At 69.7% G+C, this 24611-nt stretch carries 18 protein-coding genes; 13 read left to right on the top strand and 5 right to left on the bottom strand.

The genetic code is table 11. The annotated features are described in order from the left end of the window. Nucleotides 1–2 precede the first annotated feature (2 nt). Nucleotides 3–557 carry a type II toxin-antitoxin system PemK/MazF family toxin gene (locus U3653_RS05925; protein WP_195077580.1) on the bottom strand — a complete coding sequence of 185 codons (555 nt, stop codon included), beginning with the start codon at nt 555–557 and terminating at the stop codon, nt 3–5. A 428-nt stretch (nt 558–985) separates the two neighbouring features. Here U3653_RS05925 and lepA point away from each other — a divergent pair, with 428 nt between their 5' ends. Continuing rightward, nucleotides 986–2863 (top strand): translation elongation factor 4, encoded by a 1878-nt coding sequence (gene lepA, locus U3653_RS05930; RefSeq protein ID WP_067811521.1) that lies wholly within the window; start codon nt 986–988, stop codon nt 2861–2863. 3 nt (nt 2864–2866) lie between these two features. Here lepA and U3653_RS05935 read toward each other — a convergent pair whose 3' ends face one another. Both U3653_RS05935 and U3653_RS05940 read right to left on the bottom strand, forming a co-directional pair. Continuing rightward, nucleotides 2867–4114, bottom strand: coding sequence for a sensor histidine kinase (locus U3653_RS05935; protein ID WP_195077581.1), 1248 nt, complete (start codon nt 4112–4114; stop codon nt 2867–2869). After that, on the bottom strand, nt 4111–4803 hold the full coding sequence (locus tag U3653_RS05940; RefSeq protein ID WP_195077582.1) for a response regulator transcription factor: 693 nt from the start codon (nt 4801–4803) through the stop codon (nt 4111–4113). Before U3653_RS05940 ends, U3653_RS05935 begins: the two co-directional genes overlap by 4 nt. Nucleotides 4804–5463: 660 nt before the next feature. On the opposite strand from U3653_RS05940, the gene U3653_RS05945 reads away from it, so the two are divergent. Both U3653_RS05945 and U3653_RS05950 read left to right on the top strand, forming a co-directional pair. Next, entirely contained in the window at nt 5464–7650 is a 2187-nt protein-coding gene (locus U3653_RS05945) for a hypothetical protein (RefSeq protein WP_195077583.1), read from the top strand. A gap of 81 nt (nt 7651–7731) precedes the next feature. Further along, nucleotides 7732–9537: a dynamin family protein gene (locus tag U3653_RS05950; protein ID WP_195077584.1), complete on the top strand. Its 1806-nt coding sequence runs from the start codon at nt 7732–7734 to the stop codon at nt 9535–9537. Between the two features lie 13 nt (nt 9538–9550). Here the strand turns inward: U3653_RS05950 and U3653_RS05955 are convergent, their stop codons facing one another. Continuing rightward, complete coding sequence (locus U3653_RS05955) at nt 9551–11533, bottom strand: glycoside hydrolase family 15 protein (RefSeq protein ID WP_195077585.1); 1983 nt, start codon at nt 11531–11533, stop codon at nt 9551–9553. 110 nt (nt 11534–11643) lie between these two features. Between U3653_RS05955 and U3653_RS05960 the strand changes: the two genes are divergently transcribed. From U3653_RS05960 to U3653_RS06000, 9 genes are all read left to right on the top strand, one after another. After that, a complete protein-coding gene (locus U3653_RS05960) occupies nt 11644–11919 on the top strand; it encodes a hypothetical protein (protein WP_195077586.1) in 276 nt (91 codons plus the stop codon). Between the two features lie 508 nt (nt 11920–12427). After that, nucleotides 12428–12583 carry an Ms4533A family Cys-rich leader peptide gene (locus tag U3653_RS33225; RefSeq protein WP_353963123.1) on the top strand — a complete coding sequence of 52 codons (156 nt, stop codon included), beginning with the start codon at nt 12428–12430 and terminating at the stop codon, nt 12581–12583. A 208-nt stretch (nt 12584–12791) separates the two neighbouring features. Then, nucleotides 12792–13838 carry a sulfate ABC transporter substrate-binding protein gene (locus U3653_RS05970; protein ID WP_195077587.1) on the top strand — a complete coding sequence of 349 codons (1047 nt, stop codon included), beginning with the start codon at nt 12792–12794 and terminating at the stop codon, nt 13836–13838. Between the two features lie 129 nt (nt 13839–13967). Continuing rightward, nucleotides 13968–14768 carry a sulfate ABC transporter permease subunit CysT gene (gene cysT / locus U3653_RS05975; protein ID WP_195077922.1) on the top strand — a complete coding sequence of 267 codons (801 nt, stop codon included), beginning with the start codon at nt 13968–13970 and terminating at the stop codon, nt 14766–14768. Nucleotides 14769–14835: 67 nt separating this feature from the next. Continuing rightward, nucleotides 14836–15642 (top strand): sulfate ABC transporter permease subunit CysW, encoded by an 807-nt coding sequence (cysW, locus tag U3653_RS05980; protein ID WP_195077588.1) that lies wholly within the window; start codon nt 14836–14838, stop codon nt 15640–15642. Then, nucleotides 15639–16634: a sulfate/molybdate ABC transporter ATP-binding protein gene (locus U3653_RS05985; protein ID WP_195077589.1), complete on the top strand. Its 996-nt coding sequence runs from the start codon at nt 15639–15641 to the stop codon at nt 16632–16634. The genes cysW and U3653_RS05985 overlap by 4 nt, the downstream gene beginning before the upstream one ends. Before the next feature lie 575 nt (nt 16635–17209). After that, nucleotides 17210–18316, top strand: a complete 1107-nt coding sequence (locus tag U3653_RS05990) for an Hsp70 family protein (RefSeq protein ID WP_323123908.1) — start codon at nt 17210–17212, stop codon at nt 18314–18316. A gap of 163 nt (nt 18317–18479) precedes the next feature. Further along, the gene (locus U3653_RS05995) at nt 18480–19487 is read left to right on the top strand and encodes an AurF N-oxygenase family protein (protein ID WP_195077923.1); all 1008 of its coding nucleotides are present in this window, start codon (nt 18480–18482) and stop codon (nt 19485–19487) included. 5 nt (nt 19488–19492) lie between these two features. After that, a complete protein-coding gene (locus U3653_RS06000; RefSeq protein ID WP_195077591.1) occupies nt 19493–21079 on the top strand; it encodes an FAD-dependent oxidoreductase in 1587 nt (528 codons plus the stop codon). 54 nt (nt 21080–21133) lie between these two features. On the opposite strand, the gene U3653_RS06005 is transcribed toward U3653_RS06000, so the two are convergent. After that, nucleotides 21134–21895 (bottom strand): SDR family NAD(P)-dependent oxidoreductase, encoded by a 762-nt coding sequence (locus U3653_RS06005; protein WP_195077592.1) that lies wholly within the window; start codon nt 21893–21895, stop codon nt 21134–21136. A 505-nt stretch (nt 21896–22400) separates the two neighbouring features. Here U3653_RS06005 and U3653_RS06010 point away from each other — a divergent pair. Beyond that, a complete protein-coding gene (locus U3653_RS06010; RefSeq protein WP_195077593.1) occupies nt 22401–24551 on the top strand; it encodes an Hsp70 family protein in 2151 nt (716 codons plus the stop codon). Nucleotides 24552–24611 lie beyond the last annotated feature (60 nt).

A 24611-nucleotide genomic window follows, 5' to 3' on the forward strand; every position in this document is an offset into this window, starting at 1 on the left:
GGTCAGTGCCAGGAGTATTCGGCGCAGAGCCGGTGGGCGACCAGATCGAAGGTTTTGCGGGGCAGGATCGCGCCCTCGCGGCGGATGCCCGCCTCCGGTACGTCGAGCACCCGGTCGAGCCGTACCCAGCTGGGCCGGTTGTCGTGGTCCCAGGACCCGCTGCCGATCCCGATCCAGTTGCGGTCGTACGCCCGTTCGGGATTCGACGACAGCATCAGGCCCAGCAGCGTGCGCCGGTCCCGGCCCACCACCAGCACCGGCCGGTCCTTGCCGTTGCTCGGGTCCTCTTCGAACGGCACCCAGGTCCAGACGATCTCCCCGGGGTCGGCCCGCCCGTCCAGTTGCGGCGAGTAGACGATCTGCCGCGCCCGCTCGGCGGTCGGCACCGGCGTGGACGCGGCGGGCCGCACCGCGACACCGGTGGCGGTGCGCCGCTGGGCCAGCGACCCCACCAGCCGGTCGACCAACCGGGGACCCTGCTGCTTGACGATCTTGGGCCCCTGTTGCTTAGCGATGAGACCGATCTGCTTGCCGAGAGAGTTCCAACTTCGGGCCATCTCAGGAGGATAACGGCGCACCTGCCGCTTATCACCCGCGTGGGATTCGTTGTGTCGCGGGGGCCATTCGTCCGCGAGCGAGCTATGGAAGCGGATGTGCCCGCCGATCCGGGACCGATCGGACATGTCCGGCTCCCTGCCCGCCGGCAAGGTGCGCCGAGGCCGAGCGTGATGATCGCAGCGGAGGACGGCGCAGCGCGCCCGAAGCATCCGCAGCTCGACCACACTCTCGACCCGCCAGGGTGCGAGTCTTACGAGCACCGTTCGCGGCCCGTCTCGCGTCCGAGTGACCGAAGCGCATGCGACGCAGTCGCGAGTCTCGGTCGCTCGGACGCGAGACTTCCCGGGGCCGCGAACACGCAGCGTCGAAGGCGCTGCAAAAACCAACACAGCACCATGGGACGATAGACGGCAGTTTGCCGATACCCATGAGGAGTGGAGTGCCCGCCAGCTTCGCCGACACGACGTTCACCGATCCTGCCCGGATCCGGAACTTCTGCATCATCGCGCACATCGACCACGGCAAGTCGACGCTGGCCGACCGGATGCTGCAACTGACCGGTGTGGTCGAGGAGCGGCAGATGCGTGCGCAGTATCTGGACCGGATGGACATCGAGCGTGAGCGCGGGATCACCATCAAGGCCCAGAACGTGCGGCTGCCCTGGACGCCTCGGACGGGCGACCACGCGGGCACCGATTTCGTGCTGCACCTCATCGACACGCCCGGCCACGTCGACTTCACCTACGAGGTGTCGCGGGCACTGGAGGCGTGCGAGGGCGCGATCCTGCTGGTCGACGCCGCGCAGGGTATCGAGGCGCAGACGCTGGCCAACCTGTACCTGGCGCTGGACAAGGATCTGACGGTCATCCCGGTGCTGAACAAGATCGACCTGCCCGCCGCCGACCCGGAGCGCTACGCCGCCGAACTGGCGCACATCGTCGGCTGCGACCCGTCGGACGTGCTGCGCGTCTCCGGCAAGACCGGCGAGGGTGTGGCCGATCTGCTGGACCAGGTGATCGCCCAGGTGCCGCCGCCGGTCGGTGAGGCGGACGCGCCGGCCCGCGCGATGATCTTCGACTCGGTCTACGACACCTACCGCGGCGTGGTCACCTATGTCCGCGTCGTGGACGGCAAGCTGACCCCGCGCGAGAAGATCAAGATGATGTCCACCGGCGCCACCCATGAGCTGCTGGAGATCGGCATCGTCTCGCCCGAGCCGAAACCGACCCAGGGGCTCGGCGTCGGCGAGGTCGGCTACCTGATCACCGGCGTGAAGGACGTGCGCCAGTCCAAGGTCGGCGACACGGTGACCGGTGCGCGCGGCGGCGCGAGCGAACCGCTCACCGGATATCGCGAGCCGCGCCCGATGGTGTACTCCGGCCTGTACCCGGTGGACGGCTCCGACTATCCCGACCTGCGCGACGCGTTGGAGAAGTTGCAGCTCAACGATGCCGCCCTGACCTACACGCCGGAGACGTCGGTCGCGCTCGGGTTCGGCTTCCGCTGCGGCTTCCTCGGCCTGCTGCACATGGAGATCACGCGCGAACGCCTGCAGCGCGAGTTCGACCTCGACCTGATCTCCACCGCCCCGAACGTGGTGTACCGGGTGGAGATGGAGGACGGCGCCGAGCACGTCGTCACCAATCCCTCGTACTGGCCGGAGGGCAAGGTCCGCAAGGTCTACGAGCCGGTGGTGAAGTGCACCATCATCGCGCCGAGCGAGTTCATCGGCTCGATCATGGAGCTGTGCCAGTCCCGCCGCGGCGAGCTCGGCGGCATGGACTACCTGTCGGAGACCCGCGTCGAGCTGCGCTACACCATGCCGATGGCGGAGATCATCTTCGACTTCTTCGACTCGTTGAAATCGCGCACCCGCGGTTACGCGAGCCTGGACTACGAGGAGGCGGGCGAGCAGGAGTCGCAGCTGGTGAAGGTGGACATCCTGTTGCAGGGCGAGGCGGTGGACGCGTTCAGCGCGATCGTGCACCGCGACGCCGCCCAGGCCTACGGCCACAAGATGACCACCAAGCTGCGCGAGCTGATCCCGCGTCAGCAGTTCGAGGTGCCCATCCAGGCCGCGATCGGGTCGAAGATCATCGCCCGCGAGAACATCCGCGCCATCCGCAAGGACGTGCTGGCCAAGTGCTACGGCGGTGACATCAGCCGCAAGCGCAAGCTGCTGGAGAAGCAGAAGGAAGGCAAGAAGCGGATGAAGACGATCGGCCGCGTCGACGTCCCGCAGGAAGCCTTCGTGGCCGCGCTGTCCTCGGACGCCGCGTCGGACAAGCCGAAGGACAAGAAGTAGGGGTCAGCCCGCCGCGCGCAGCCGCACGCGCAGGCGGGCGCCGCCCAGCGGACTTCTGTCGAGTTCGGCTGTGCCGGAATGGAGTTCGGCCTGCTGGCGGACCAGGGCGAGGCCGAGGCCGGAACCGGGGGAGCCGGGGCCTTTGACGAACCGGTCGAAGGCGTCGCCGCGCAGCGCCTGTGGAATGCCGCGACCGTCGTCGTCCACGGTGATCTCCACCGTGTCCCGCGGGCCGGAGCGTGCGCTGACGGTGACGGTCGCGGCTTCGCCGTGCTGCACGGCGTTGGCGACGGCATTGGTGACGACGAGCATGACCCCGCCCGGCAGTCCGGTCATCGTGATCGGCGCGCATTCGGCGAGTTCCACCCGTACCCCCGGATGCCTGCGCCGCGCGTCGTGCACCGCCCGGTCCAGGGTGTCGCAGAGGTCGAACGGCTCGAAGACGTCCGGTTCGGTGAGTTCGCCGACCGCGAGACGTTCCAGGTCGGTCAGCGTGTTCTCGATCTGCCGTTCGGCCAGGAGGATCTCGGACAGGATCGCGCCGCGCTGCTGTTCGGGAATCTCTTTGGTGGCCAATACTTGCAGGTCCGTGCGCAGCGCGGTGAGCGGCGTGCGCAACTCGTGCGCGCAGACCGCGGCGAAGTCGCGCGCGCCGGTCAGCGCCCGCTGGGTGGCACGGTGGGCGGCTTCCAGCCGGGCGAGCATGCGGGTGATCGCGTCGGAGAGTTCCTCGGCTTCCCGCGCGCCGCGCCCGGACAGCGGCGGCAGTTCCTCCAGGGTGTCGATACGGTGGGTGGCGTCGGCCAGACGACGTAGCGGGCGTGCGGCGAAGCCGGCGAGGAACCAGCCGAGCAGGGCGGCCAGCAACGCGCCCGCCACGCCGATGCCGAGTCCGACGCGCTGGCTGCGATGAATGGCCGCCTCCACCACGTCGCGGTCGGGATCGAGCGCGACCAGCACGCCGGGCAGCCCGTCGACCCGGGCGATCGCCGCGTCGGCGGGCCTGCCGGCGTCCACGGGCGCCTGCTCGGGGGACAACGTGGCCGCGGACGGCGGAACCGGTTGCGCGGGAGCGGCTTCGCGCGGCCCGGCGACCCGCACCGCCATCGACGACACGGTCTCGTCCAGCTGACGCTCACCGGTGGCGCCGAGCAGGGCGGCGAAGGTGATCGTCAAGGTGAGCGCGACCAGTGCCGCGACCACCCCCGACACGACCGCTACCCGCGTGCGCAGCGACGGCGATCCGCTCATGGTTCCTCCCGGAGGACGAAGCCGACGCCGCGCACGGTGTGGATCACCCGGGGTACGCCGTCCGCTTCCAGCTTGCGTCGCAGGTAGCTGACGAACACGTCGACGACATTGGTGTCGGTGGGAAAGTCGTAGCCCCACACGGCGGACAGGATTTGCTCGCGGTCGAGCACGACCCCGATGTGCTCGGCGAGCAGGGCGAGCACATCGAATTCCCGTTTGGTCAGCTCCACCGGCCCGCCCGCGACCAGCACCCGGCGTCCGGCGGGGTCGATCCGCACCTGCCCGACCGTGCGCGCCCGGTCGGGGCGGTCCACCGGTCGGCGCCTGCGCCGCAGCAGCGCGTTCAACCGGGCGACCAGCTCGCCCAGATCGAACGGCTTGGTGAGGTAGTCGTCGGCTCCGCGTTCCAGGCAGGCGATCCGGTCGCTGACCGCGGTGCGGGCGCTGAGCACACAGATCGGGATGTCGTTGCCCATCGCCCGCAGCGCGGTGACCACGCCGACGCCGTCGAGCTCGGGCAGGTTGACGTCGAGCACCATCGCGTCGGGCGTGGCGGTGCGGACCATGCTCAGCGCCGCGGCGCCGTCGGCCGCGGTGACGACCTCGAAATCGGAGAGTTCCAGTCCCCGCCGCAGCGACGCGAGCACGCGAACCTCGTCGTCCACGACCAGGATTCGGTGTCCGGCCATGGGGTCAATCTAATCCCACAGTCTGAGATCGCGACGGTGGCTGCGGGTGTAGGCGCGAAATGGCCCGATACCGGGCGGTGAACCCGAGCAACGCGGCGGCGGAAGATTCGCGGGTCAGGCGGCGCCCGGCAGGCCACCGCCCGGCTGGGCAGTGACGCGATGCGCCGGACCGAAAAGTGAGGCATTGACCACGGCGAAATCATGTAACGGACGTGCACCCGCCGACGGGCCCTGGCGTAGCCGAAAAGTGGCGCAGCGAGAGTCGACCGGGTTCGGCAGCCGTCCGGTTAATGCGTCCGCTCCCCGCACGTCCGTAGCGCCGAACGGCTGGTTTGTCGAGTCCGACGGTGGAAAGCGTGACTTCGGCACTCCGCCGGCAACCTTTACAGCTCCATCAGTTCCGCTGCCGTGTGCTCGGCACGTGCTCGATCAGGCCAGGTGGCGGTGCCTATTCGAGACTGCGTGCGGTCCGGACAGCCGCCGGAAATAGGGCTTCCGATCCGGTAATCCGGATGGCAGGGTTGTGTTGCCCACCACAGTCGCGTTGTCTCCAGACCTGGAGAATGTGACAGGTTGGTATTCCCGAAATACTGTTGGGTGATCTTCACTTGCTCGGACCGGCGCGGTGAGGATGCTGGACGAACCGAGAGTGGAGCTTCTATGACGCGGGATCTGCCCTTCGACGACGACACCGAAGGCGCCGAGCGCGCGGGCGACACCGCCTACCGTGTGGCCACCGGCGTCGCGCGGGTCGCGCGGGCGGGCGCCTATGTCACCGGCGGGGCGCTGGTGGCCGCCAACGGCGGCGGCGTTCCCGCACAGCCCGGCGAATCCCGTCTCGACAGCTGGCACACCGGCTGGGCGCACAGCACCGATCCCGATCCGGACCAGCCGAGCCCGGTGATCACCTTCCCCGACCCGGTCGTCGAGCCGGCGCCGTTCTCCTCGCACGGCTCCAACGTTCCGGTGGCGCACGGCAATCCGGCTCCCAATCCGGTCGGCCCCGCGCCCGGGTTCGCCCTGCCGGGCGCGGACTCCGCGCCATCGCTGCCCACGCTCGGCGGGGAGTACAGCGGAACCGACGCGGGCATGCCGTTGCCGACGCTGCCCGGCGAGTCCGGGGCGCATGGGATGCAACTGCCCGGACACTCCGGCGGCGGCGTCCCGGGGCTCGGCGGCATTCCCGGCGTGGACGAGGAGGCCGGCAGCGGACTGTCCATTCCGGGGACCGAGGGCCACGGATCCCACGGTTTCTCACTGCCCGGCGTCCGGTCCGACGCCATGAGTGAATCCGACGCGCCCGGCGGGCACGGGTTCGGACTGCCCGGCCACGGGCTCGGCCAGGCCGGGCACGGCTTCGGCCTGCCCGGCGCGAACGGCTTCGTCGCGCCCGGCTCCACCGTCTTCGACCTGCCCGGCAGCGGCGGCGCGAGTGCGGCGCACGCGGCGGGCGATCCGTTCGACGGTGTCGGTCAGGGCGGCGATCTCGGGATGTTCGTCGGCACCCAGTGGTCGGTCGATTTCGGGCTCGGCCCGAACGGGATCTACTTCACCTCCGAGATGAAGGTGGACGTCGGGGTCGGGCACGTCGGCGACCAGCTCGACGAGTACACCGACTGGCTGGCCGACGGCATCCATGTGCCGGACGGCACCGACAGCGCGGCCGCGCAGCCGAACGCGTTGAGCAACGGCCCCTCCGGGCTGCTCGGCGGGCTCACGTCGTCGGGAGCGTCCGCCACGCAATCGTCGGCGGCGTCCGGCGTGGCGCAGTCCGCGCCTGCCGCGGGCGCGCCCGCGGCAACGAGCGTCGCGCAGCCGCTGGCCGCCTCGGCGCCGGTCGCTCCCGCGGCAGCGGTCGCGCCGGTCGCGCCGGTGGCCCCTGCCGCCGCGGTGCCCGCGCCCGCGCCTGCCGCGGTCGCGGCGGCGCCGGTGGTCGCGGCCACCCCGTTGCAGACCACGATCCAGCCCGACGCCGCCTCCACTCCGATCGCGAATGTGATCGCCGCGCCGGAGGGCCCGTCCGTGCTGACCGCTCCCGCCGCGACCGTCCCCGCGTTGTTCGACGCGATTCGGCCGACGCCCGCGGTGAAACCCGCCCCGGTCACCGACCCGCAGCCGTCGCACCCGACGCAGTCGCCCGCGTCGAGCGTCACCGCGCCCACCACGATCGTCAAGACCACGCCGACGCCGACCGTTCCCGGCGACGTCACCACCCCGTCCGTGCCGAAGACGCCGGATCAGGACGTCACGAAGCTCCCCGGCGCCACCACGGTGCCGCACGGCGGCGTCACCACCGCGCCGGACGTGCCCACCACCAAGGTCCCGACGGTCACCCAGACCCCGGCGCCCACGCACGCGCCGACCACCCCGGACGACGACGTGACCACGCCGGGTGGCGTCACCGGACGGCCGAGCACCGGTGGCACGTCGAACAGCACGCATCCCACCAACGACGTACCGACCCACGAATTGCCCACCGGTGACGTGCCGACGGTGAGCAGGCCGTCGCAGCCGACATACGACGCGCCGGACCCCACCTACAGCGCCCCCGCGCAGGCGCCCACCATCGAGCCGCACGCCCCGTCCGCGCCGACGTACACCGCCCCCGTGCCCACCCAGGCGCCGATCAAGCCGCAGGTGATCGACCCCAAGCCGCACGGCATCTCGGCGCCGCTGGCGCTCGACCACCCCGCCGATTCCGCTTACCCGGTCGCCGACTACACCTACGACCACTCCACACTGGCGTTGTCCTCCGGGGGCAGCCTCTCGGGCGCCCTGTTACCGGAGTCGGGCATAGTGGATACGCACCACTATGCGTCCGATGTCTCGGACATCTCCCTGCTCTAGCAGGGCCGCGGAGGTTCCGACGACCGCGGAGTGGCCGCAGGGGGTACCGGAACGAAAGTCACCGAGAAGTAAGGAGGAGGGTTGTCTGCCGCTGCCGGGCTGAAGGCCGCGACCGTGAAACACCCGGACGCGATGGCCCCGCTCATTCGGATCCTCGACGAGCTGCGGGAGACGGCCCGATCCGCCGGACGCGACGACCTGGGCAGCAGGCTGGGCATGGTCCGTGCCAGGGTGAGCGATCCCCGGGTGCGGCTCGTGGTCGTCGGTCCTCCGAAGAATGGCATGAGCACGCTGGTCAACAGCCTGGTCGGCGCCTCGGTCAGCGCGACGAACAGCGATCTGAGCGTCCCGGTGATCGTCGAGTACGGGCCGGAGCCGACCGCGACGCTGGTGCGGCAGACCGAGTACGGCCGTACCGAACGTCAGTCGGTCGACCCGCTGGATCCCGGCCCGGCGCTGGCTGCCCAGGGTGTGGTCCGCGCCGAGTTCACCCAGCCGAGCCCGCTGCTCGCCGACGGTGTCGTGGTCATGGACGCGCCCGGTGCGCTGGGCGACAATCGCACCACCTGGTCGATGATCGCGGCGGCCGACGCCGTGCTCTACGTCGGCGACGCGGGCGCCGAGCTGACCGTGGAGCAGATCGCCGAGTTGCAGCGCATCCAGCAGATCTGCCCGACCGTGATCTGCGTGCTGAACAAGATCGACCTGTTTCCGCACTGGTCGCACACTCAGCAGCGCAACCGGGAACTGCTCGACTCGGCGGGCCTCGGCTTCGCGGTGGCCCCGGTCTCCGCGGAACTGCACCGGCAGGCCGGATCGACCGGCGACTACCAGCGCGACATCGAATCCGGCGTGCCGCAGCTGATCGACCATCTGCGCGACTACGTGGTGGCTCGCGCGGACGCGGTGGCGCTGGAAGCCGCGGTCGGTGACATCCGCCTGGTCTGCGATCACCTCGCGCTGACCCTGCGCACCGAGGTCGAGGCGCTGCGCGACCCCCGCCGCCGCGCCGAGATCACCGACCAGCTCGCCCGCGCGCGCGACGAAGCCGACCAGCTGCGCCAGCGCACCGCGAACTGGCAGGTCACGCTGGTCGACGGCGCGACGGAGCTGATGGCCGACATCGAGCACGACCTGCGCCACCGGCTGCGCAGCCTGATCCGCGACGCCGAGGCCGAGATCGCCCAGACCGATCCCGCGCGCCGCTGGAAGGAATTCGGCGCCGATCTGGACGCGCGCATCTGCGAGGCGGTCGAGGAGAACTTCGCCGTGGCGCACTACCGCTCGATGGAGCTGTGCGAGCAGGTGGCCGCCAAGTTCCCGGCCGACAACCGCACGCCGCCCCTGCCGGACCTGCGCTTGGCCGACCCCGGTGAGGTGCTCGAAGCGGTGCAGCCGCTGGAGCCGCTGGAAAGCGCGCAGGCCGGGGTGACCCAGCAGTTCCTGACCGGTCTGCGCGGTTCCTACGGCGGCATCCTGATGGTCGGTCTGGCCACGAGCCTGCTCGGCATGTCGCTGGTGAACTGGTATTCGGCGGGTGCGGGCGTGCTGCTGGGCGTGAACGCGCTGTGGGACGACCGCAAGAACCGCAAGCTGCGCCGCAGGGCCGAGGCCAAGGTGGCGGTGGCCCGCCTGATGGACGACGTGATCTTCCAGGTCGGCAAGGAGTCGCGCAACCGCTTGCGCGCCGTGCAGCGGGTGCTGCGCGACCACTTCACCGACATCGCGACCGAGGTCTCGCGCGCCGCGGACGAGGCGCTGCGCTCGGCCGAGGAGAACTACGGGAAATACGGCGACCGCAGGCCGGAGCGGATCGCCGACCTCGAGGCGCAGCTCGGCAAAGTGCGCGTGCTGCGCGAGGAGGCCGACGGCCTCGTTCCCGCGTAGGCGGGTCCCCCGGTCAGACCGGATGACCCTGCGGCGTGTGCGCGGGCTGGAAGCGGCCCGCGTGCTGGGAATTCTCGGCACGGATCACGTGGGTCACGGCGTTGATCAGCGCCAGATGGGTGAACGCCTGGGGGAAGTTGCCGAGGTGGCGTCCACTGCGCGGATCGATCTCCTCGGCGTACAACCGCAGCGGGCTGGCGAAGCCGAGCAGGCGCTCGCACAAATGCCGCGCCCGCTGGATCTCCCCGATCTCCACCAGCGCGGAGACCAGCCAGAACGAGCAGATGGTGAAGGCGCCCTCGGTACCGCTCAAGCCGTCGTCGGTGGTCTCGGTCCGGTAGCGCAGCACCAAGCCGTTCTCGGTGAGCCGGTCGGCGATGGCCAGCACCGTGGCGCGCACCCGGTCGTCCTCGGGCGGCAGGAAACGGGTGAGCACCACCAGCAGCAGTGAGGCGTCCAGCGTGTCGCCGCCGTAGACCTGCGTGAACACGCCTTCGGAGGTGACGCCGTTGGCCAGGACGTCGGCCTTGATCTCCTCCGCGATCGCGTACCACTCTTCTGCGTGCTCGTACTGACCGTGCAGTTCGGCGAGTTTCGCGCCGCGGTCCAGCGCCACCCAGCACATCACCTTGGATGAGGTGAAGTGCTGCGGCTCGCCGCGCACCTCCCAGATGCCGCGGTCGGGCTCCTTCCAGTGCTCGATGGCGGCGCGCACCTGGCGGACCAGCAGCGGCCACAGCGTCTCCGGCACCTGCTGGCGCGACTTCACGTGCAGGTACACCGCGTCGAGCATGGTGCCCCAGATGTCGTGCTGGTCCTGGTTGTAGGCGTTGTTGCCGATGCGCACCGGACGGGACTGGTCGTAGCCGCCGAAGTGATCGAGGATGATCTCGTCGAGCTGCCGCTCGCCCCCGATGCCGTAGAGCACTTGCAGGGGAACGGGCTCGCCGTCCTCACCGGTCGTCGCGTCGTTGAGGAAGGCGAAGAAGTCGTCGGCCTCCCGGTCCAGGCCGAGTGTGTACAGACCCCACAGCGCGAAGCTGGCGTCTCGCACCCAGGTGTAGCGGTAATCCCAATTGCGTTCTCCGCCAGGACTTTCCGGGAGAGAGGTGGTGGCGGCGGCCATCAGCGCGCCGGTCGGCGCGTAGGTGAGGCCCTTGAGGGTGAGCGCGCTGCGCTGCAGATAGTTGCGCCACGGGTGATCGGGGAACTTGCCGAGCGTGATCCACTGGCGCCAGCATTCGGTGGTCTGCCACATCTTCTCGGCGGCCTCGTCGAAGGTGCGCGGCGCGGGCAGTTCCGACCAGGTGAGCGCGACGAAGACCTCGTCGCCCTCCTTCATCCTGGTACGGGCGCGCGCCTCGCGGCCCTCGAGCCCCAGACGCAGATCGGTGGTGAGCACCAGGGTGGGCCCGGCGCTGGGATCGTCGCCGCGCACCGCGGTCGCCTCCTCGTACACCTTGCCGGTGTACTCCCAGCGGGCGCTGGCCCGGTGGTAGTCGAACGCGGGCTCGCAGCTCACCTCCAGCTCCACGGTGCCGTTCACGCATTTCACCGTGCGCAGCAGCAAGTGCTCGGCATCCCAGTCCATCGGGGTGCGCCGGTGGGTCTTGCTGCGCTGATCGTTGTTGTGCCAGCGGCCGAGCACCAGCGCGTCGCGCACGACCAGCCAGCCGGTGCCGGTCTGCCAGGTGGTCTCCAGGATCATCCCGCCGGGCAGGTAGCGGCGGGCGGCGGGCACGTTGACGCCGTACGGCCCGACCCGGAAGTGCCCCGCGCTGCGGTCGAGCAGCGCCCCGAAGATGCTCGGCGAATCCGGTCGCGGCACGCACATCCATTCCACCGCGCCGTTGCTGGCGACCAGGCAGCTGGTCTCGCAGTCGGACAGGAACGCGTAGTCATCGATCGGCGGGTAGGCGCCGCGGCGATGTGTTTCGGCCAGGTTGGTCGGCAGGCCGTCGGAGTCGTTGAGGGTGAGGTCATCGGTGGACGCCATACCCCATCTTCGGGCCGATGGGCGTCCGTCGTCCACCGCCCGCTTCCCCGGTCGGCCGATGTGACCGACGGTCTCGTGGAGCCGGCCGGCGTACCGACTAGGCTGGAGCCGTGCATCGCATCGCAGGGTGGTGGGACGGCTTCGAGCTGTGGGTGGCGGGACTCCCGTTCATCCCGCAGTTCCTCGTCGTGCTCGTGGGCATGGTCCCGATCAGTTTCGCCATCGCCTACGGGCTCGATCGCGTGCTGCGTGCGGTGCTGCGCATCCTGGATCGCCGCTACGGCGCCCGTCCCGCGCCGGTGCGGCCCGCTCCGGCAGGCGCGCCGGTGCTGGAACCCGAGCCGATCGCCGAGGTGCGCACCCCCGTGCAGAGCGGGGCGCGCTGATGCCTCGTTCCCGGGTGCAGCTCGCCCTCATCGCCCTGCTCGTGCTGATCGTCGTCGCCTGGTTGCTCACCCGCTGACGGTCGGTTGCCGCCGCCGCGCCAGTCGCCGGACCGCTTGCCGAGTTCGGCGACGGAGTCATCGACCTCGTGGGCGGCGGTTTCGCCGCCGCGCCGACATCCCGGCCCAGCGTGCGCACGGTGCGGATGAACGGGTCCTCGGACTGGTCGACGTTCGTGCGGTAGGTGCATTTCGTCGGTGATCCGGGTGGCGCGATCCTGGTCACGCGCGGGTAGTCGCCCACGAGCGCGCGGTCGTAGTCGCCGCTCGGGATCCGGCGGCGCAGTGCGGCCGCGCGCGGCAACGGAGAACGGAGTGTGTGCAGCACCACGTCGAACCCCGCCAGTGACCGCGAGGTAACCAGAGCGGTGCGGCCGGCGGGGTGCTCCCACGTGCGCGTGCTGATGCCGGGAAAGGCCGTTCGGACGCGATCCGGACTGCTGGTCATCGGATGAAACCGCCCTCTTCCTGGGCTCTTCGATTCGAACTCCGCCTTGTGCTCTGCTACAGTCTGCCCGTGTCTTCGAGCGCAGTCCCGCAGGTCCGCCATGAATTGGCGTTGATTGCTGTCGGTGACCTCGCGGTCGCGGACGTCTACTGTCGCTGATCGGCGACCGGGCACGTCCGCGTCTCGTTTGTCCGCAGACTGGCGCGCTTCTCGCAGATGTGCTTTTCGCTTCCCCGACGGCCCGTTGTGGCCGCTAGTCGCGCCGCTGCCGTATCAGTCGATCGGCGGGTCTGCTGCTTCGAAAAGATGGTCGCCGCCACCGATGTGTTACCGGAGAAATGGCGGTCCGCAAGAAAGGTCCACCCCGATGGCTCGCAAATCCTGGCTTTCGCCGCGCCGACGCTACAGCGCCGTTGCCCTAGCCGCCCTAGCGGCGGTCGCGCTGACCGCGTGCGGCGGCGGAGCCAGCGACACGGTCGGGGGAAACGCTTCCGACGGCAGCGGCGGCACCCTGAACCTCTACGCCTACGCCGTACCAAAGCCCGGTTTCGACAAGGTGATCCCCGAGTTCAACAAGACCGAGCAGGGCAAGGGCGTCCAGATCCAGCAGTCCTACGGCGCCTCCGGTGACCAGTCCCGCAAGGTGAAGGACGGCGCCGAGGCCGACGTCGTGAACTTCTCGGTCGAGCCGGACATCACCCGCCTGGTCGACGCCGGGCTGGTCGACGCGAGCTGGAACGCCGACGCCACCAAGGGCGTGCCGTTCGGTTCGGTGGTCGCGATCGTCGTGCGCAAGGGCAATCCCAAGGGCATCAAGGACTGGGACGACCTGCTGAAGCCGGGCGTCGAGGTGGTCACCCCGAACCCGTTCAGCTCCGGTTCGGCCAAGTGGAACCTGCTCGCGCCGTACGCGGCCAAGAGCGACGGCGGCAAGAACCCGCAGGCGGGCCTGGACTACCTGAGCAAGCTGGTGTCCAAGGAGCACGTGAAGGTGCAGCCGAAGTCCGGCCGCGAGGCGACCGAGACCTTCCTGCAGGGCACCGGCGACGTTCTGCTGAGCTACGAGAACGAGGCGATCTTCTCCGAGCGCAACGGCGATCCGATCGAGCACTTCGTCCCGCCGGTCACGTTCAAGATCGAGAACCCGGTCGCGGTGCTGAAGAACAGCAAGAACGCGCAGAAGGCCGTCGCCTTCCGCGACTTCCTGTTCACCGCGGAGGGGCAGAAGGCATGGGCCGCCGCCGGTTTCCGCCCGGTCGATCCGAAGGTCGCCGCCGATCACGCCACGGACTTCCCGACTCCGCAGAAGCTGTGGACCATCGCCGACCTCGGCGGCTGGAAGACCGTGGACAAGGAACTGTTCACCCCGAACACCGGCTCGGTAGCGGTGATCTATGACCAAGCGACCAAGTGACCGGGTGACCCCCGTTACACGGGATACTGGACGACTGTGACTACGAGCAGTAACGCCGGGACCGCGCAGGCGGCGGCTCCCGGCGTCTCCGAACCCGCGCGCAAGGAACGCCGCAGGAACTGGTCGTGGCTGCGCGTGACCGGCTCGGTGGGTCCGCTCGGCATCGCCACCGCGGTGCTGTGGCTGAGCATCATCGTGCTGCTGCCGCTGGCGGCGCTCACCGTCACCAGCTTCGAGGACGGATGGTCCGGTTTCTGGGACGCCGTCACCGCGCCCGCCGCGCTGGACTCGCTGCGCATCACCGTGCTGGTCTCGGTGGTGGTCGCGGTGGTCAACGTGGTGATGGGCACGCTGATCGCCTGGGTGCTGGTCCGCGACCGGTTTCCCGGCAAAGGCGTGGTCAACGCGCTGATCGACCTGCCGTTCGCGCTGCCGACCATCGTCGCCAGCATCGTGCTGCTGTCGCTGTACGGTCCGCAGAGCCCGATCGACGTGCACCTCAACGCCACCCAGCCGGGCCTGGTGGTGGCGCTGGCGTTCGTCACGCTGCCGTTCGTGGTGCGTTCGGTGCAGCCGGTGCTGATCGAGGCCGACCGCGAGGTGGAGCAGGCCGCGCTCTCGCTGGGCGCGAACAACTGGACCACTTTCCGCAGGATCGTGCTGCCCGCCCTGACACCCGCGATCATCAGCGGCGGCGGTCTGGCCTTCGCCCGCGCGATCGGCGAATACGGTTCGGTGGTGCTGATCGGGGGCGCGATCCCGCGCAAGACCGAGATGGCCTCCCAGTACATCCAGAAGCAGATCGAGATCGATCGGCCGGTGAACGCGGCGGCCGTTTCGGTCGCGCTGCTGGCCATCTCGTTCGCGACGCTGCTGGCGCTGCGGTTGCTCGCCGAACGCAGCGCGCGCAAGGAGCAGGCGACCCGATGAGAAACAATCGCGCAGCGCTCCCCGGGTCGCCGGGGCGCGGGCTTTCCCCCGGGACGGAGCAGGGCAGATGAAATTGCATCCGCTGACCCGCATCTCGTTGCGGACAGTGGCGCTGGGCTACTTGTTCGTGCTGCTGGTCCTGCCGCTGATCATCATCCTGTGGCGCACGTTCGAGCGGGGGATCGGTGCGTTCGTCGACTCGATCACCACGCCCGCGGCGATCTCGGCGTTCCAGCTGTCCATCCTGATCGTCGCGATCACCGTCCCGGTGAACGTGATCTTCGGCATCGTGACGGCGCTCGCGCTGGTGCGCGGAAAGTTCCCCGGACGCAACCTGGTTCAGGGCATCGTCGACCTGCCGTTCGCGGTCTCGCCCGTGGTGGTCGGCGTCTCGCTGATCCTGCTCTGGGGCGCGGGCGGCTGGTTCGGCGGCCTGGAAGACCTGGGCTTCAAGGTCATTTTCAACCTACCCGGCATGGTGATCGCCACCATTTTCGTCACGCTGCCGTTCGTGGTGCGCGAGGTCGAGCCGGTGCTGCACGAGATCGGCGACGACCAGGAACAGGCCGCGGCCACCCTGGGCGCGTCCAAGTGGCAGACCTTCTGGCGGATCACGCTTCCCGCGATCCGGTGGGGCCTGACCTACGGTGTGGTGCTCACCGTGGCTCGCGCGCTCGGCGAGTTCGGCGCGGTGATCATGGTGTCCTCCGCGCTGCCGGGCAAGTCGCAGACGCTGACGTTGCTCGTGCACGGCCGGTACATCAACGACCACAACACCTTCGGCGCGTATTCCGCCGCGACCTTGCTGATGGGCATCGCCCTCGTCACCCTTCTGCTGATGACCCTCCTCGAACGTAAGCGGGGCGCAAAGTGATCACCGTGACCAACGCGAACAAGAACTACGGCACGTTCGCGGCCCTCGACGACGTCAGCCTGGAGATCCCCTCCGGCGAACTCACCGCGTTGCTCGGCCCGTCGGGTTCGGGCAAGTCGACGCTGCTGCGCTCGATCGCCGGACTCGAGTCGCTCGACTCCGGCGTGGTCACCATCGCGGGCCGCGATGTCACCCGCGTGCCGCCGCAGAAGCGCGACATCGGGTTCGTCTTCCAGCATTACGCGGCGTTCAAGCACATGACCGTGCGCGACAATGTGGCGTTCGGCCTGAAGATCCGCAAGCGCCCGAAGAACGAGATCAACAAGCGCGTCGACGAATTGCTCGGCATCGTCGGCTTGGACGGCTTCCAGCACCGCTACCCGGCCCAGCTGTCGGGTGGTCAGCGCCAACGCATGGCGCTGGCCCGCGCCCTGGCCGTCGATCCGCAGGTGTTGCTGCTGGACGAGCCGTTCGGCGCGCTGGACGCCAAGGTCCGCGCCGATCTGCGGACCTGGCTGCGCAGGCTGCACGAAGAGGTTCACGTGACCACCGTGCTGGTCACCCACGACCAGGAGGAGGCGCTCGACGTCGCCGACCGGATCGCGGTGATGAACTCCGGCCGCATCGAGCAGATCGGCACTCCGGAGGACGTGTACGACCGGCCTGCCAACGAATTCGTCATGTCGTTCCTCGGCGCGGTGGCCCGGCTCAACGGGCATCTGGTGCGGCCGCACGACATTCGCGTCGGCCGTGACCCCAGCATGGCGCTCGCCGAGCACGAGGGCACCGCCGACTCCGCGGGCGTCACCAGGGCGACGGTCGAGCGCGTGGTGCATCTCGGCTTCGAGGTCCGCGTGGAACTGCGCAACGCCGCGACCGGCGACCTGTTCGCCGCGCAGGTCACCCGCGGCGACGCCGAAGCGCTGCGGCTGTCGGACGGCGAGACGGTCTACGTGCGCGCCACTCGGATCCCGGAACTGCCCGCGCAGTAGGAGTTTCGGGAGCTGATCGACCCGGCCGGCGAAGGAGTGTGGCGCTGAAAGATTGCTGCACTCCCTGACGTTGCCGTGGCCGCTGCCATCCCGCCGCGCTCTGGAAGGGTTCCGGCGGGTGTGCGCTGATGCGCCCGTCATCACGGCGCCAGGACGGACTCGGGAGGCGGTGTGGATGTCCACGGTCGTCTCCTGTCCGCAGACCCACCCGCTCGGCTAATCAGCGGCATCGCGCCGGGCGGAGCTGTCAAGGGGAGTCTCCCCATGTGGAGCGCTAACGCTGGGCGCAATGCGGGCCGGCGGCCGGAATCCGGCAAACTTCCACCGGGCACGATCGATCCCCGCGTGTCGCAAGGAAATCCGACTGGACGGCATGTGTAACGCTGGTCGGCCAGGTGAGGGCGTCGAAGATCGCGGGAACGGGTGCGGCGCGGCACAGGCGGCTTGCGGACAATCGGTTGTCCGGGCTTGGCACGAAGATCGCGGAGTGGTTGCCTAAACGGCGTTCGAAGCAAATCGGCACGGCGATCGGGTGGATTGCGATGGCGGTTGGTCTCGGGTTGAGCATCGGTACGGTGAACACGGTTTCGGTTCTCGCGGAGGAAGGTTCGGCCAAGGCTCCGCCGGGGCGACGCAAAACGCAGCGGGCGCAGACGATCACGCGCCGCACCACGCTGACCTTCGACAGCACCGGCGTGGCCAGGGTCGGCATGATTCCACGGCACGGCCGCGCGGTCACCGAATTCGCCGACCTCACGCAGCGTTCCAGTACGTGGGCGCGGGTGGGCAACCGCGCGCTCGCGCCGGCGGATCTCGTCGCCACGGTGGCGAAGTGCATGATCGACGAGGTGCGGCAGGACCGTCCCGGCGGGGGAAGCGGTCTCGGCATCGCGGTCACGTATCCGGCTCGCTACGCCGACGAGCAGGTGGACGCGTTGCGTGCCGCGCTGGACGGCGCCGACCTCGCGCAGGCCGCGCTGGTGGCCGAGCCCGTGGCAGCGGCGGCCTGGCTGGAGGCCGACCGCGGTCCGCTCACGCCCGGCCTCGCCCTCGTCTACGACCTCGGCGGCGCCGGGCTCGACGTCACGTTGGTCCGGGTGGGGGCGGGTTGTCCGCGCAATCCGATCGTCGGCGTCTCGCTGCGTTCCACCGAATTCGGTGGACGCGCGTTCGGCGCGCTGATCGCCGAGCACGCCGGGCCGGGGCTGTCCGCGTCCTCGGTCGCCGAGTCGGTGGCCGACACGATCGCGGGCGAACTGCGCGTGCGGCATGTCCGGGAGTCGCTCGAACTCGTCTACCGCTGCTTGCGGGTGGCCGACGTCACCATGGCCGATGTCGACCGCGTCCTGGTGGTCGGCGGTGCGGCGCGACCGGCGGAGGTGGCCGAGGTCCTGGCCGCGGAGCTGGCCAGGCCGGTGATCGTCGCCGCCGATCCCGAGCGGACCACCGCGGACGGCGCCGCGATCCTGGGACGCAGAGCGGCGGCCGCGGCGGAGGCGACGGCCGAACTGCGCAGGGTCAGGCGTCGCCGCGTCCGTCGTCGTGCGGCTACGCGGGCGCTGATGCTGTCGCGCCGGACCAGGCGCAGGCTGGGCCGGGTGGTCGTCGTCACCAGTATGTCGGCGGTCTTCGGTTTCGGGACCTCGATCCTGGCGGTCGGTGACGGGGTGCTGGTGAGTTAGCCCCGGCACGGCCTGCGATATGAACAGGGGCCGTCCGGCGGTGCGCGTGATGAGGGCGCGCATCGCCGGACGGCCCTAGCAATTGCTGGGTTGACGTGACTCTCCGTTGGTGTAACTATGGGATACAGTTAAACGGTTCCATCGAGGAGAGGCAGTGACGACGATGTCCGCAGCCGTGACACCAGCCGTCGATCCCGATCTGGAGAAGGCACAGGAGTACGCCGCGAAGCTGCTGCTGCTCTCCGAGGGATCGGTCAACAAGCACTTCGATCCCTTCGAGGACATCGACTGGGACAATCCCGACTTCGCCGCCGACGCCGGTGAGGAGCGCTGGATCCTGCCCGTGTCCGCCGACACCGTGGCCCGCCACCCCTGGTATCAGGCGCTGTCGACCGAGCAGAAGATCGCGGTCGGCAAATACCGGCAGGCGAACATCGCCAAGGTCGGGCTGCAATTCGAGTCGATCCTGATCAGCGGCATGGTCATCCACAACTTCGGCCTGCCCAACGGTTCGCCGGAGTTCCGGTACTGCTCCCACGAGATGATCGAGGAGCACAACCACACCCTGATGTTCCAGGAGATGGTCAACCGGATCGGGCTGGACGTGCCGGGCATGGGCCCGCTGGTCAGCAAGTTCAAGTACCTGGGCGCGCCCGTGGCGGCCTGGTTCCCGAACCTGTTCTTCATGGCCGTGCTGGCCGGTGAGGAGCCGATCGACCACATCCAGAAGCAGATCCTGCGCTCGGGTGAAGAGGTGCACCCGATCATGCGCGGCGTGATGGCCATCCACGTCGCCGAAGAGGCGCGGCACATCTCCTTCGCGCACGAGTTCCTGAAGAACCATGTGCCGGAGGCGAAGCCCGCGCAGAAGTTCATCCTCTCGCTGGCCATGCCGATCGTGATGTGGATCCTCGGCCGCGCGATCGTCACCCCGCCGCGCTCGTTCTTCGCCGAGTTCGACATTCCGGAGAAGGTCCGCAAGGAGCTGTTCTACGGCTCGAAGGAGGCCAAGCAGGTCTTCAGCGACTACTTCTGCGACGTGCGCGCGCTGGCCAAGGACATCGGGCTGATGAACCCGGTCGCGAAGGCGCTGTGGAAGGCGCTCGGCATCGACGGTCCGAGCACCCGGTACCGGTCCGAACCGCTGCGCGCCGCGAACAAGGTCGCCTGAGTCGCATGCCGTACGTCGTCACCCAATCCTGTTGCAGCGACGCGTCCTGCGTCTACGCCTGCCCGGTCAACTGCATCCATCCCACGCCCGACGAACCGGACTTCCGGACCGCCGAGATGCTGTACGTCGACCCGCAGGCGTGCGTGGACTGCGGCGCCTGCGCCACCGCGTGCCCGGTCGACGCCATCGTGTCAGCGAAGAAGCTGACCGCTGAGCAGAAGCCGTTCATCGAGATCAACGCCGATTTCTACCGGCAGGCGCGACCGCGACCCCTGCTGGCGCGACCGGTGCCAGCGGCGCGGATCCACACCGAGCGCTCGCCGCTGCGGGTGGCGATCGTCGGATCGGGTCCGTCGGCGATGTACGCCGCCGACGAACTGCTGACCCAGCCGGAGGTGTCGGTGACGGTGTTCGACCGGCTGCCGGTGCCCTACGGGCTGGCCAGGCACGGCGTCGCGCCGGACCACGACAAGACCCGCAAGGTCGGCGAGCTGTTCGACGTCATCTCGGCGCAGCCGGGATTCGGCACTTACTTGAACGTCGAGGTGGGCGCGCACGTTTCGCACGCCGAGCTGCTCGACCACTTCCACGCCGTGATCTACGCGGTCGGAGCGTCGTCGGATCGCAAGCTCGGCATCCCGGGTGAGGGCTTGGCGGGCAACGTGTCGGCCACCGACTTCGTCGCCTGGTACAACGGCCATCCCGACTACGCCGACCACACCTTCGATCTGTCCGGTAGGCGTGCGGTGATCGTCGGCAACGGCAATGTCGCGCTCGACGTCGCGCGCGTGCTCACCAGCGACCCCGCGACGCTCACCGGCACCGACATCGCGCCGTACGCGTTGCGGGCGCTGCGCGAGAGCAAGGTGGAGGAGGTGGTCGTGCTCGGCCGGCGCGGTCCGCTCGAATCCGCCTTCACCGTGCCGGAATTCGTCGGCCTGCTCGGGTGCGACGTGGACATCGTGATCGAGGGCGAGCTGCCCGAACTCGGTGCGGAACTGCCGTTCCATGTCGAACAGAAGCTGCGGCTGCTGCACAGCGCGCGCACCCGGCCGGTGGGGGAGTGCAAACGCATCGTGTTCCGCTATCTGGCCGCGCCCACCGAGATCCTCGGCACCGACCGGGTGACCGGACTGGAAATCGATCGCACCGAGCTGGTCACCGATCCGGACGGCCGCGTTCGCGCCGTCGCCACCGGGCAGACCGATCGGCTCGACGCGGGCCTGGTGCTCACCTCGGTCGGCTACCGCGGCGTCGCGGTGCCGGGTCTGCCGTTCGACGAGCAGGCCGCGGTGATCCCGAACGAGGACGGCCGGGTGCTCGAGCGCCCCGGCGGCGCTGTGGTCACCGGCACCTACGTGACCGGCTGGATCAAGCGCGGCCCCACCGGCTTCATCGGGACCAACAAGTCCTGTGCGCAGGAGACGGTGCGGCAGCTGGCCGCGGACTTCAACGCGGGCCTGCTACCCGAACCAACCGGCAGCGCAGCGGAATTCGATCGCCTGGTGCGGCTGCGCCAGCCCGCGGTCCATGCCGGGGGAGCGGTGCAAGCCCGTCCAGGCAGGGTTCGCCGCTTGCTGGCACGCGCGTGACCGACCCGCCTCGGGATACCACGCCGGTATCCCGAGGCGGGCCCATGTCCGGGGTCAGCGTGCGGTGAAGCCGCCGTCGACGGCCAGCGCGGCGCCGGTGACGAAACTCGCTTCCTTGCTGAGCAGATAGGCGCAGAAGGAGGCGATCTCCTCCGGTGCGGCGATGCGGCCCAGCGGGTGCAGCGCCGCGATGGCGGCCACTCCTTCGGGCGTCGCGCCCATCGAGTTGCGGAACGCCGGGGTGTCGACCGCGCCCGACACCAGTGCGTTGACCCGCACCCCCTGGTCGGCGGCTTCCAGCGCCACCGCCCGGGTCAAGCCGACCACTCCGTGCTTGGCGGCCACGTACGGCGCGACCGAACCCATCCCGACCACACCGAGATTCGACGCGTTGTTCAGGATCGCGCCGCCGCCGGAGGCCGCCAGCGCGGGAACCTGGTGCCGTAGACCGTAGAACACGCTGGTGAGGTTGAGTTCCAGATCGGCGCGCCAGCCCGCCTCGTCGATCTGCTCGACCGGGCCGAAGGCGTGCACCGCGCCCGCGTTGTTGAACGCGGCGTCCAGACGGCCGAACTCGGACAGCGCGGCGTCGGTCAGCCGGGCCACATCCTGCTCCACCGTGACATCGGTCGGCACGAACAGCACGCGACCACCCGCCGCGCGGATGTCGGCGGCCACCTGCTCACCCGCGTCTTTCCCGCGCGCGCCGAGCACTACGGCGGCGCCTTCGCTCGCGACCCGCAGCGCGACCGCCTTGCCCACGCCCGAGGTCGCGCCGGTGACCAAGACGACCTGCTCCGCGAACCGTGTTGCCATCGTTCGATTTCCTCTCCGCTCTCGCGATCGCGCCTCCGTGGTGCGACCCGCTGTCGAGTCAAGCTGGAGGGGAACGACGATGCTGGCGAGAATCGGACGTCTAGTTGATGTGTCAATTGAATGTCGCGCGGTGCTGCTGGGCCCAGATGGCCAGGTGCGGCAAGGGTCTGGTTACCTACCGGTAGGTGCCTGTCGCGCGGTGTGATCTCGCGGGCGCAAACCGGCGGCCGGTCGGATTTCCGCCTGGAATCCGAGATCGCTGTGTGATTGCGGAAATGCTGGTTCTGCAGTCGGATTCGCGATGTCGAGTGGTATGGACGTGTCAACTGACTCGTATCTACCTGGCATTTCGGACGATTATTGCCGTCGGTCGAACAATCCATATCAATTGCGCATCCACGCGAACGCGAAACAGCTAACCTGTGGTGGCTGTTTGGAAGACGACCGCGGCCACAGGGGAACGCCATGTGATGGACGTGGTCACGGTGCGTTGACGGGATAGCGAATGACTACAGGTCTGGGTTTCAGCATCGGTGCGGTGAATTCCGTGACGGCTTCGGTCAGCGCGGATCGGCCACGACCGTCCGTGCGGTCTCGCCGCACCGCGGTGACCTTCGACAGCGCGGGTGGGCTGCGGCTGGGCGGGATCGCCCGATTCGACATGGCGGTCACGGATTTCGCCGATTTGAGCAAGGATCCGGAAGCGGTGATCGTCGGCGGTCGCATCTGGTCGCCGGCCAATCTCGTCGCCGCGGTGGTCAAGGAGCTCAGGGCGGCCGAGCCGGGCGCGTCCGAGGCGGGGGTCGTGACCACCTATCCGGCGGTGTATTCCGACAAACAGGTGGCTTTGCTGCGCCAAGCGCTCGACCTATCCGGGGCGGGGGACGTGCTGCTGGTGCCGGAGCCCGTCGCGGCGGCGGAGTGGCTCGAGCACGAGCACGGCCCGCTGGAGACCGATTTCGTCCTGATCTACGACCTCGGCGGCACCAGCCTCGACGTGAGCATCGTGCGCGTCGGGCCGGACTGGGACAACCATCCGATGATCGGAAAGCCCGTGCGCTCGCACGATTTCGGTGGCCGTCCGCTGGGGTCGATGATCGCCAGGTACGCCCCGGACGTGTCGTCCGCAGGACTGCCGATGACGTCGATCGTCGACATCGACGGGCTGCGCGCCGCGCATGTGCAGGACTCCCTTCACCTGGTCCGCGACTGCGTGCGGGAGGCGGGCATCACCCTGTCCGATATCGGCCGGGTGCTGCTGGTGGGTGGCGCGTCCCGGCCTGCGGAGGTGGCGCGCACGCTGGCCGAACTCGGTCGCCCCGTGCTGATCTCGGCCGATCCGGGCCAGACGATCGCCGCGGGCGCGGCCCTGATGGCGGCGCGCACCATGGCGCTCGGCGCGTCGCACCGCCACTCCGCCGTGCCGCGGGTAGCGGTGTTCTCCAGTGCGGCGGTGGTCTCCGCGGTGGCCATGTCGGCGGTGACGGTCTTCGGCAGCCCCACTGTGCCCGAACTGGCGCCGATGCTCGAGCGTCTTCCGGAACTGGGCGCGCCGGCCGATAATCTGCTGGTCGACGTCGGCAGCGAACAGCTCGCCGAGGCCTGGTCGCGAATATCGGCGCCCGCGACGTGGGCCTCCGGCCGGGCGCTGCCCGCGCTTCTATCCCAACCGACCTCCGCGTATACCCGATTCATCACGCCGGCTCCGCGCAGCGCCGGTTATGGTCCATCGGTGGCCGAGTCCCGGATCGGCACCCACCGCGACCCGCGAAACTGCTGCGCCCCGGGGGGATTGCGCTACCGGGGTTATGGCGATCCCGCCTACTTCGTGAATCCGCTGCCGTTCGGGCCGGTCGTTCTTCCCGCCCCCGGAGAGGTGGCGCAGCCGCCCGTTCCCGGGCAGCCTCCGAATCCTGGTGCCGGGCCGGGTCTGCCCCAGCCGCCCGCGCCGGGACAGATACCCGCTCCCGGCTCGGGCGCGCCGCCGGTGGGGACGCCGGAGTCGGCCGTCCCCGCGCCGCAGAACGGTTCGAAGCCCGCGGAGCCGGGTGGGACCGCGCCGGGCGGTCCGTCGACCGGAACGTCCAGCTCGCCGGGCGGCGGCGCGGCGTCGGGCGAGCACAATGCTTCGAGTTCGTCCGGCGCGGCGAACACCGGGGGCTCGTCGTCCGGAGACGGCGAAGGAACGTCCACCGGCGGAACGTCTTCCGAGGGCAGCGCATCGAGCGGTGGTTCGGCGAACGATTCCAGCGCGCACGGACCGTCCGGTGGATCGCCGGGCGGACCGGCCGGTGGATCGCCGGGGGGCGCGCCCGGGAACTCCACCACGCACGGGTCGTCCTCGGGCGAGTCGGTGGGCAACTCGTCGTCGGAGAGTGGTTCCTCCGCGCACGGTTCGTCTTCGGCTGGGGCGGCGGGCGATTCGCCGGCCCATGGTTCGTCGCCGGGTGCGTCGGCAGGCACTTCGGCGACCGGCGGCTCGGCATCCAATGGGCGTCCGGGCGCGTCGTCGGCGGGCGGCCACGCGGGCGGGAACTCTTCGGGCGCTTCGTCCAGCGGCTCACCGGGCCGGTCCGGTTCGGTCGGCGGGGCGTCGGCGGGCGGGTCGTCCAGGGGCGGCGCGGGAGGCGCCGGAGGCGGAGGCCGCGGTCGATAGCGCCTGCGCTGCGGGCGGTGAATTGTCCGGCGCGGGTGTGCATCCGGCCGCGATGGAATC

The organism is Nocardia implantans, assembly GCF_035544775.1.
Taxonomy (GTDB): Bacteria; Actinomycetota; Actinomycetes; order Mycobacteriales; family Mycobacteriaceae; genus Nocardia; species Nocardia implantans.

What these genes read in the sequence shown, in the direction of transcription:
- U3653_RS05925 (WP_195077580.1), bottom strand. Translation starts at nt 557, where the DNA reads ATGGCCCGAAGTTGGAACTCTCTCGGCAAGCAGATCGGTCTCATCGCT.
- lepA (WP_067811521.1), top strand. Translation starts at nt 986, where the DNA reads ATGAGGAGTGGAGTGCCCGCCAGCTTCGCCGACACGACGTTCACCGAT.
- U3653_RS05935 (WP_195077581.1), bottom strand. Translation starts at nt 4,114, where the DNA reads ATGAGCGGATCGCCGTCGCTGCGCACGCGGGTAGCGGTCGTGTCGGGG.
- U3653_RS05940 (WP_195077582.1), bottom strand. Translation starts at nt 4,803, where the DNA reads ATGGCCGGACACCGAATCCTGGTCGTGGACGACGAGGTTCGCGTGCTC.
- U3653_RS05945 (WP_195077583.1), top strand. Translation starts at nt 5,464, where the DNA reads ATGACGCGGGATCTGCCCTTCGACGACGACACCGAAGGCGCCGAGCGC.
- U3653_RS05955 (WP_195077585.1), bottom strand. Translation starts at nt 11,533, where the DNA reads ATGGCGTCCACCGATGACCTCACCCTCAACGACTCCGACGGCCTGCCG.
- U3653_RS33225 (WP_353963123.1), top strand. Translation starts at nt 12,428, where the DNA reads ATGAAACCGCCCTCTTCCTGGGCTCTTCGATTCGAACTCCGCCTTGTG.
- U3653_RS05970 (WP_195077587.1), top strand. Translation starts at nt 12,792, where the DNA reads ATGGCTCGCAAATCCTGGCTTTCGCCGCGCCGACGCTACAGCGCCGTT.
- cysW (WP_195077588.1), top strand. Translation starts at nt 14,836, where the DNA reads ATGAAATTGCATCCGCTGACCCGCATCTCGTTGCGGACAGTGGCGCTG.
- U3653_RS05995 (WP_195077923.1), top strand. Translation starts at nt 18,480, where the DNA reads ATGTCCGCAGCCGTGACACCAGCCGTCGATCCCGATCTGGAGAAGGCA.
- U3653_RS06000 (WP_195077591.1), top strand. Translation starts at nt 19,493, where the DNA reads ATGCCGTACGTCGTCACCCAATCCTGTTGCAGCGACGCGTCCTGCGTC.
- U3653_RS06005 (WP_195077592.1), bottom strand. Translation starts at nt 21,895, where the DNA reads ATGGCAACACGGTTCGCGGAGCAGGTCGTCTTGGTCACCGGCGCGACC.
- U3653_RS06010 (WP_195077593.1), top strand. Translation starts at nt 22,401, where the DNA reads ATGACTACAGGTCTGGGTTTCAGCATCGGTGCGGTGAATTCCGTGACG.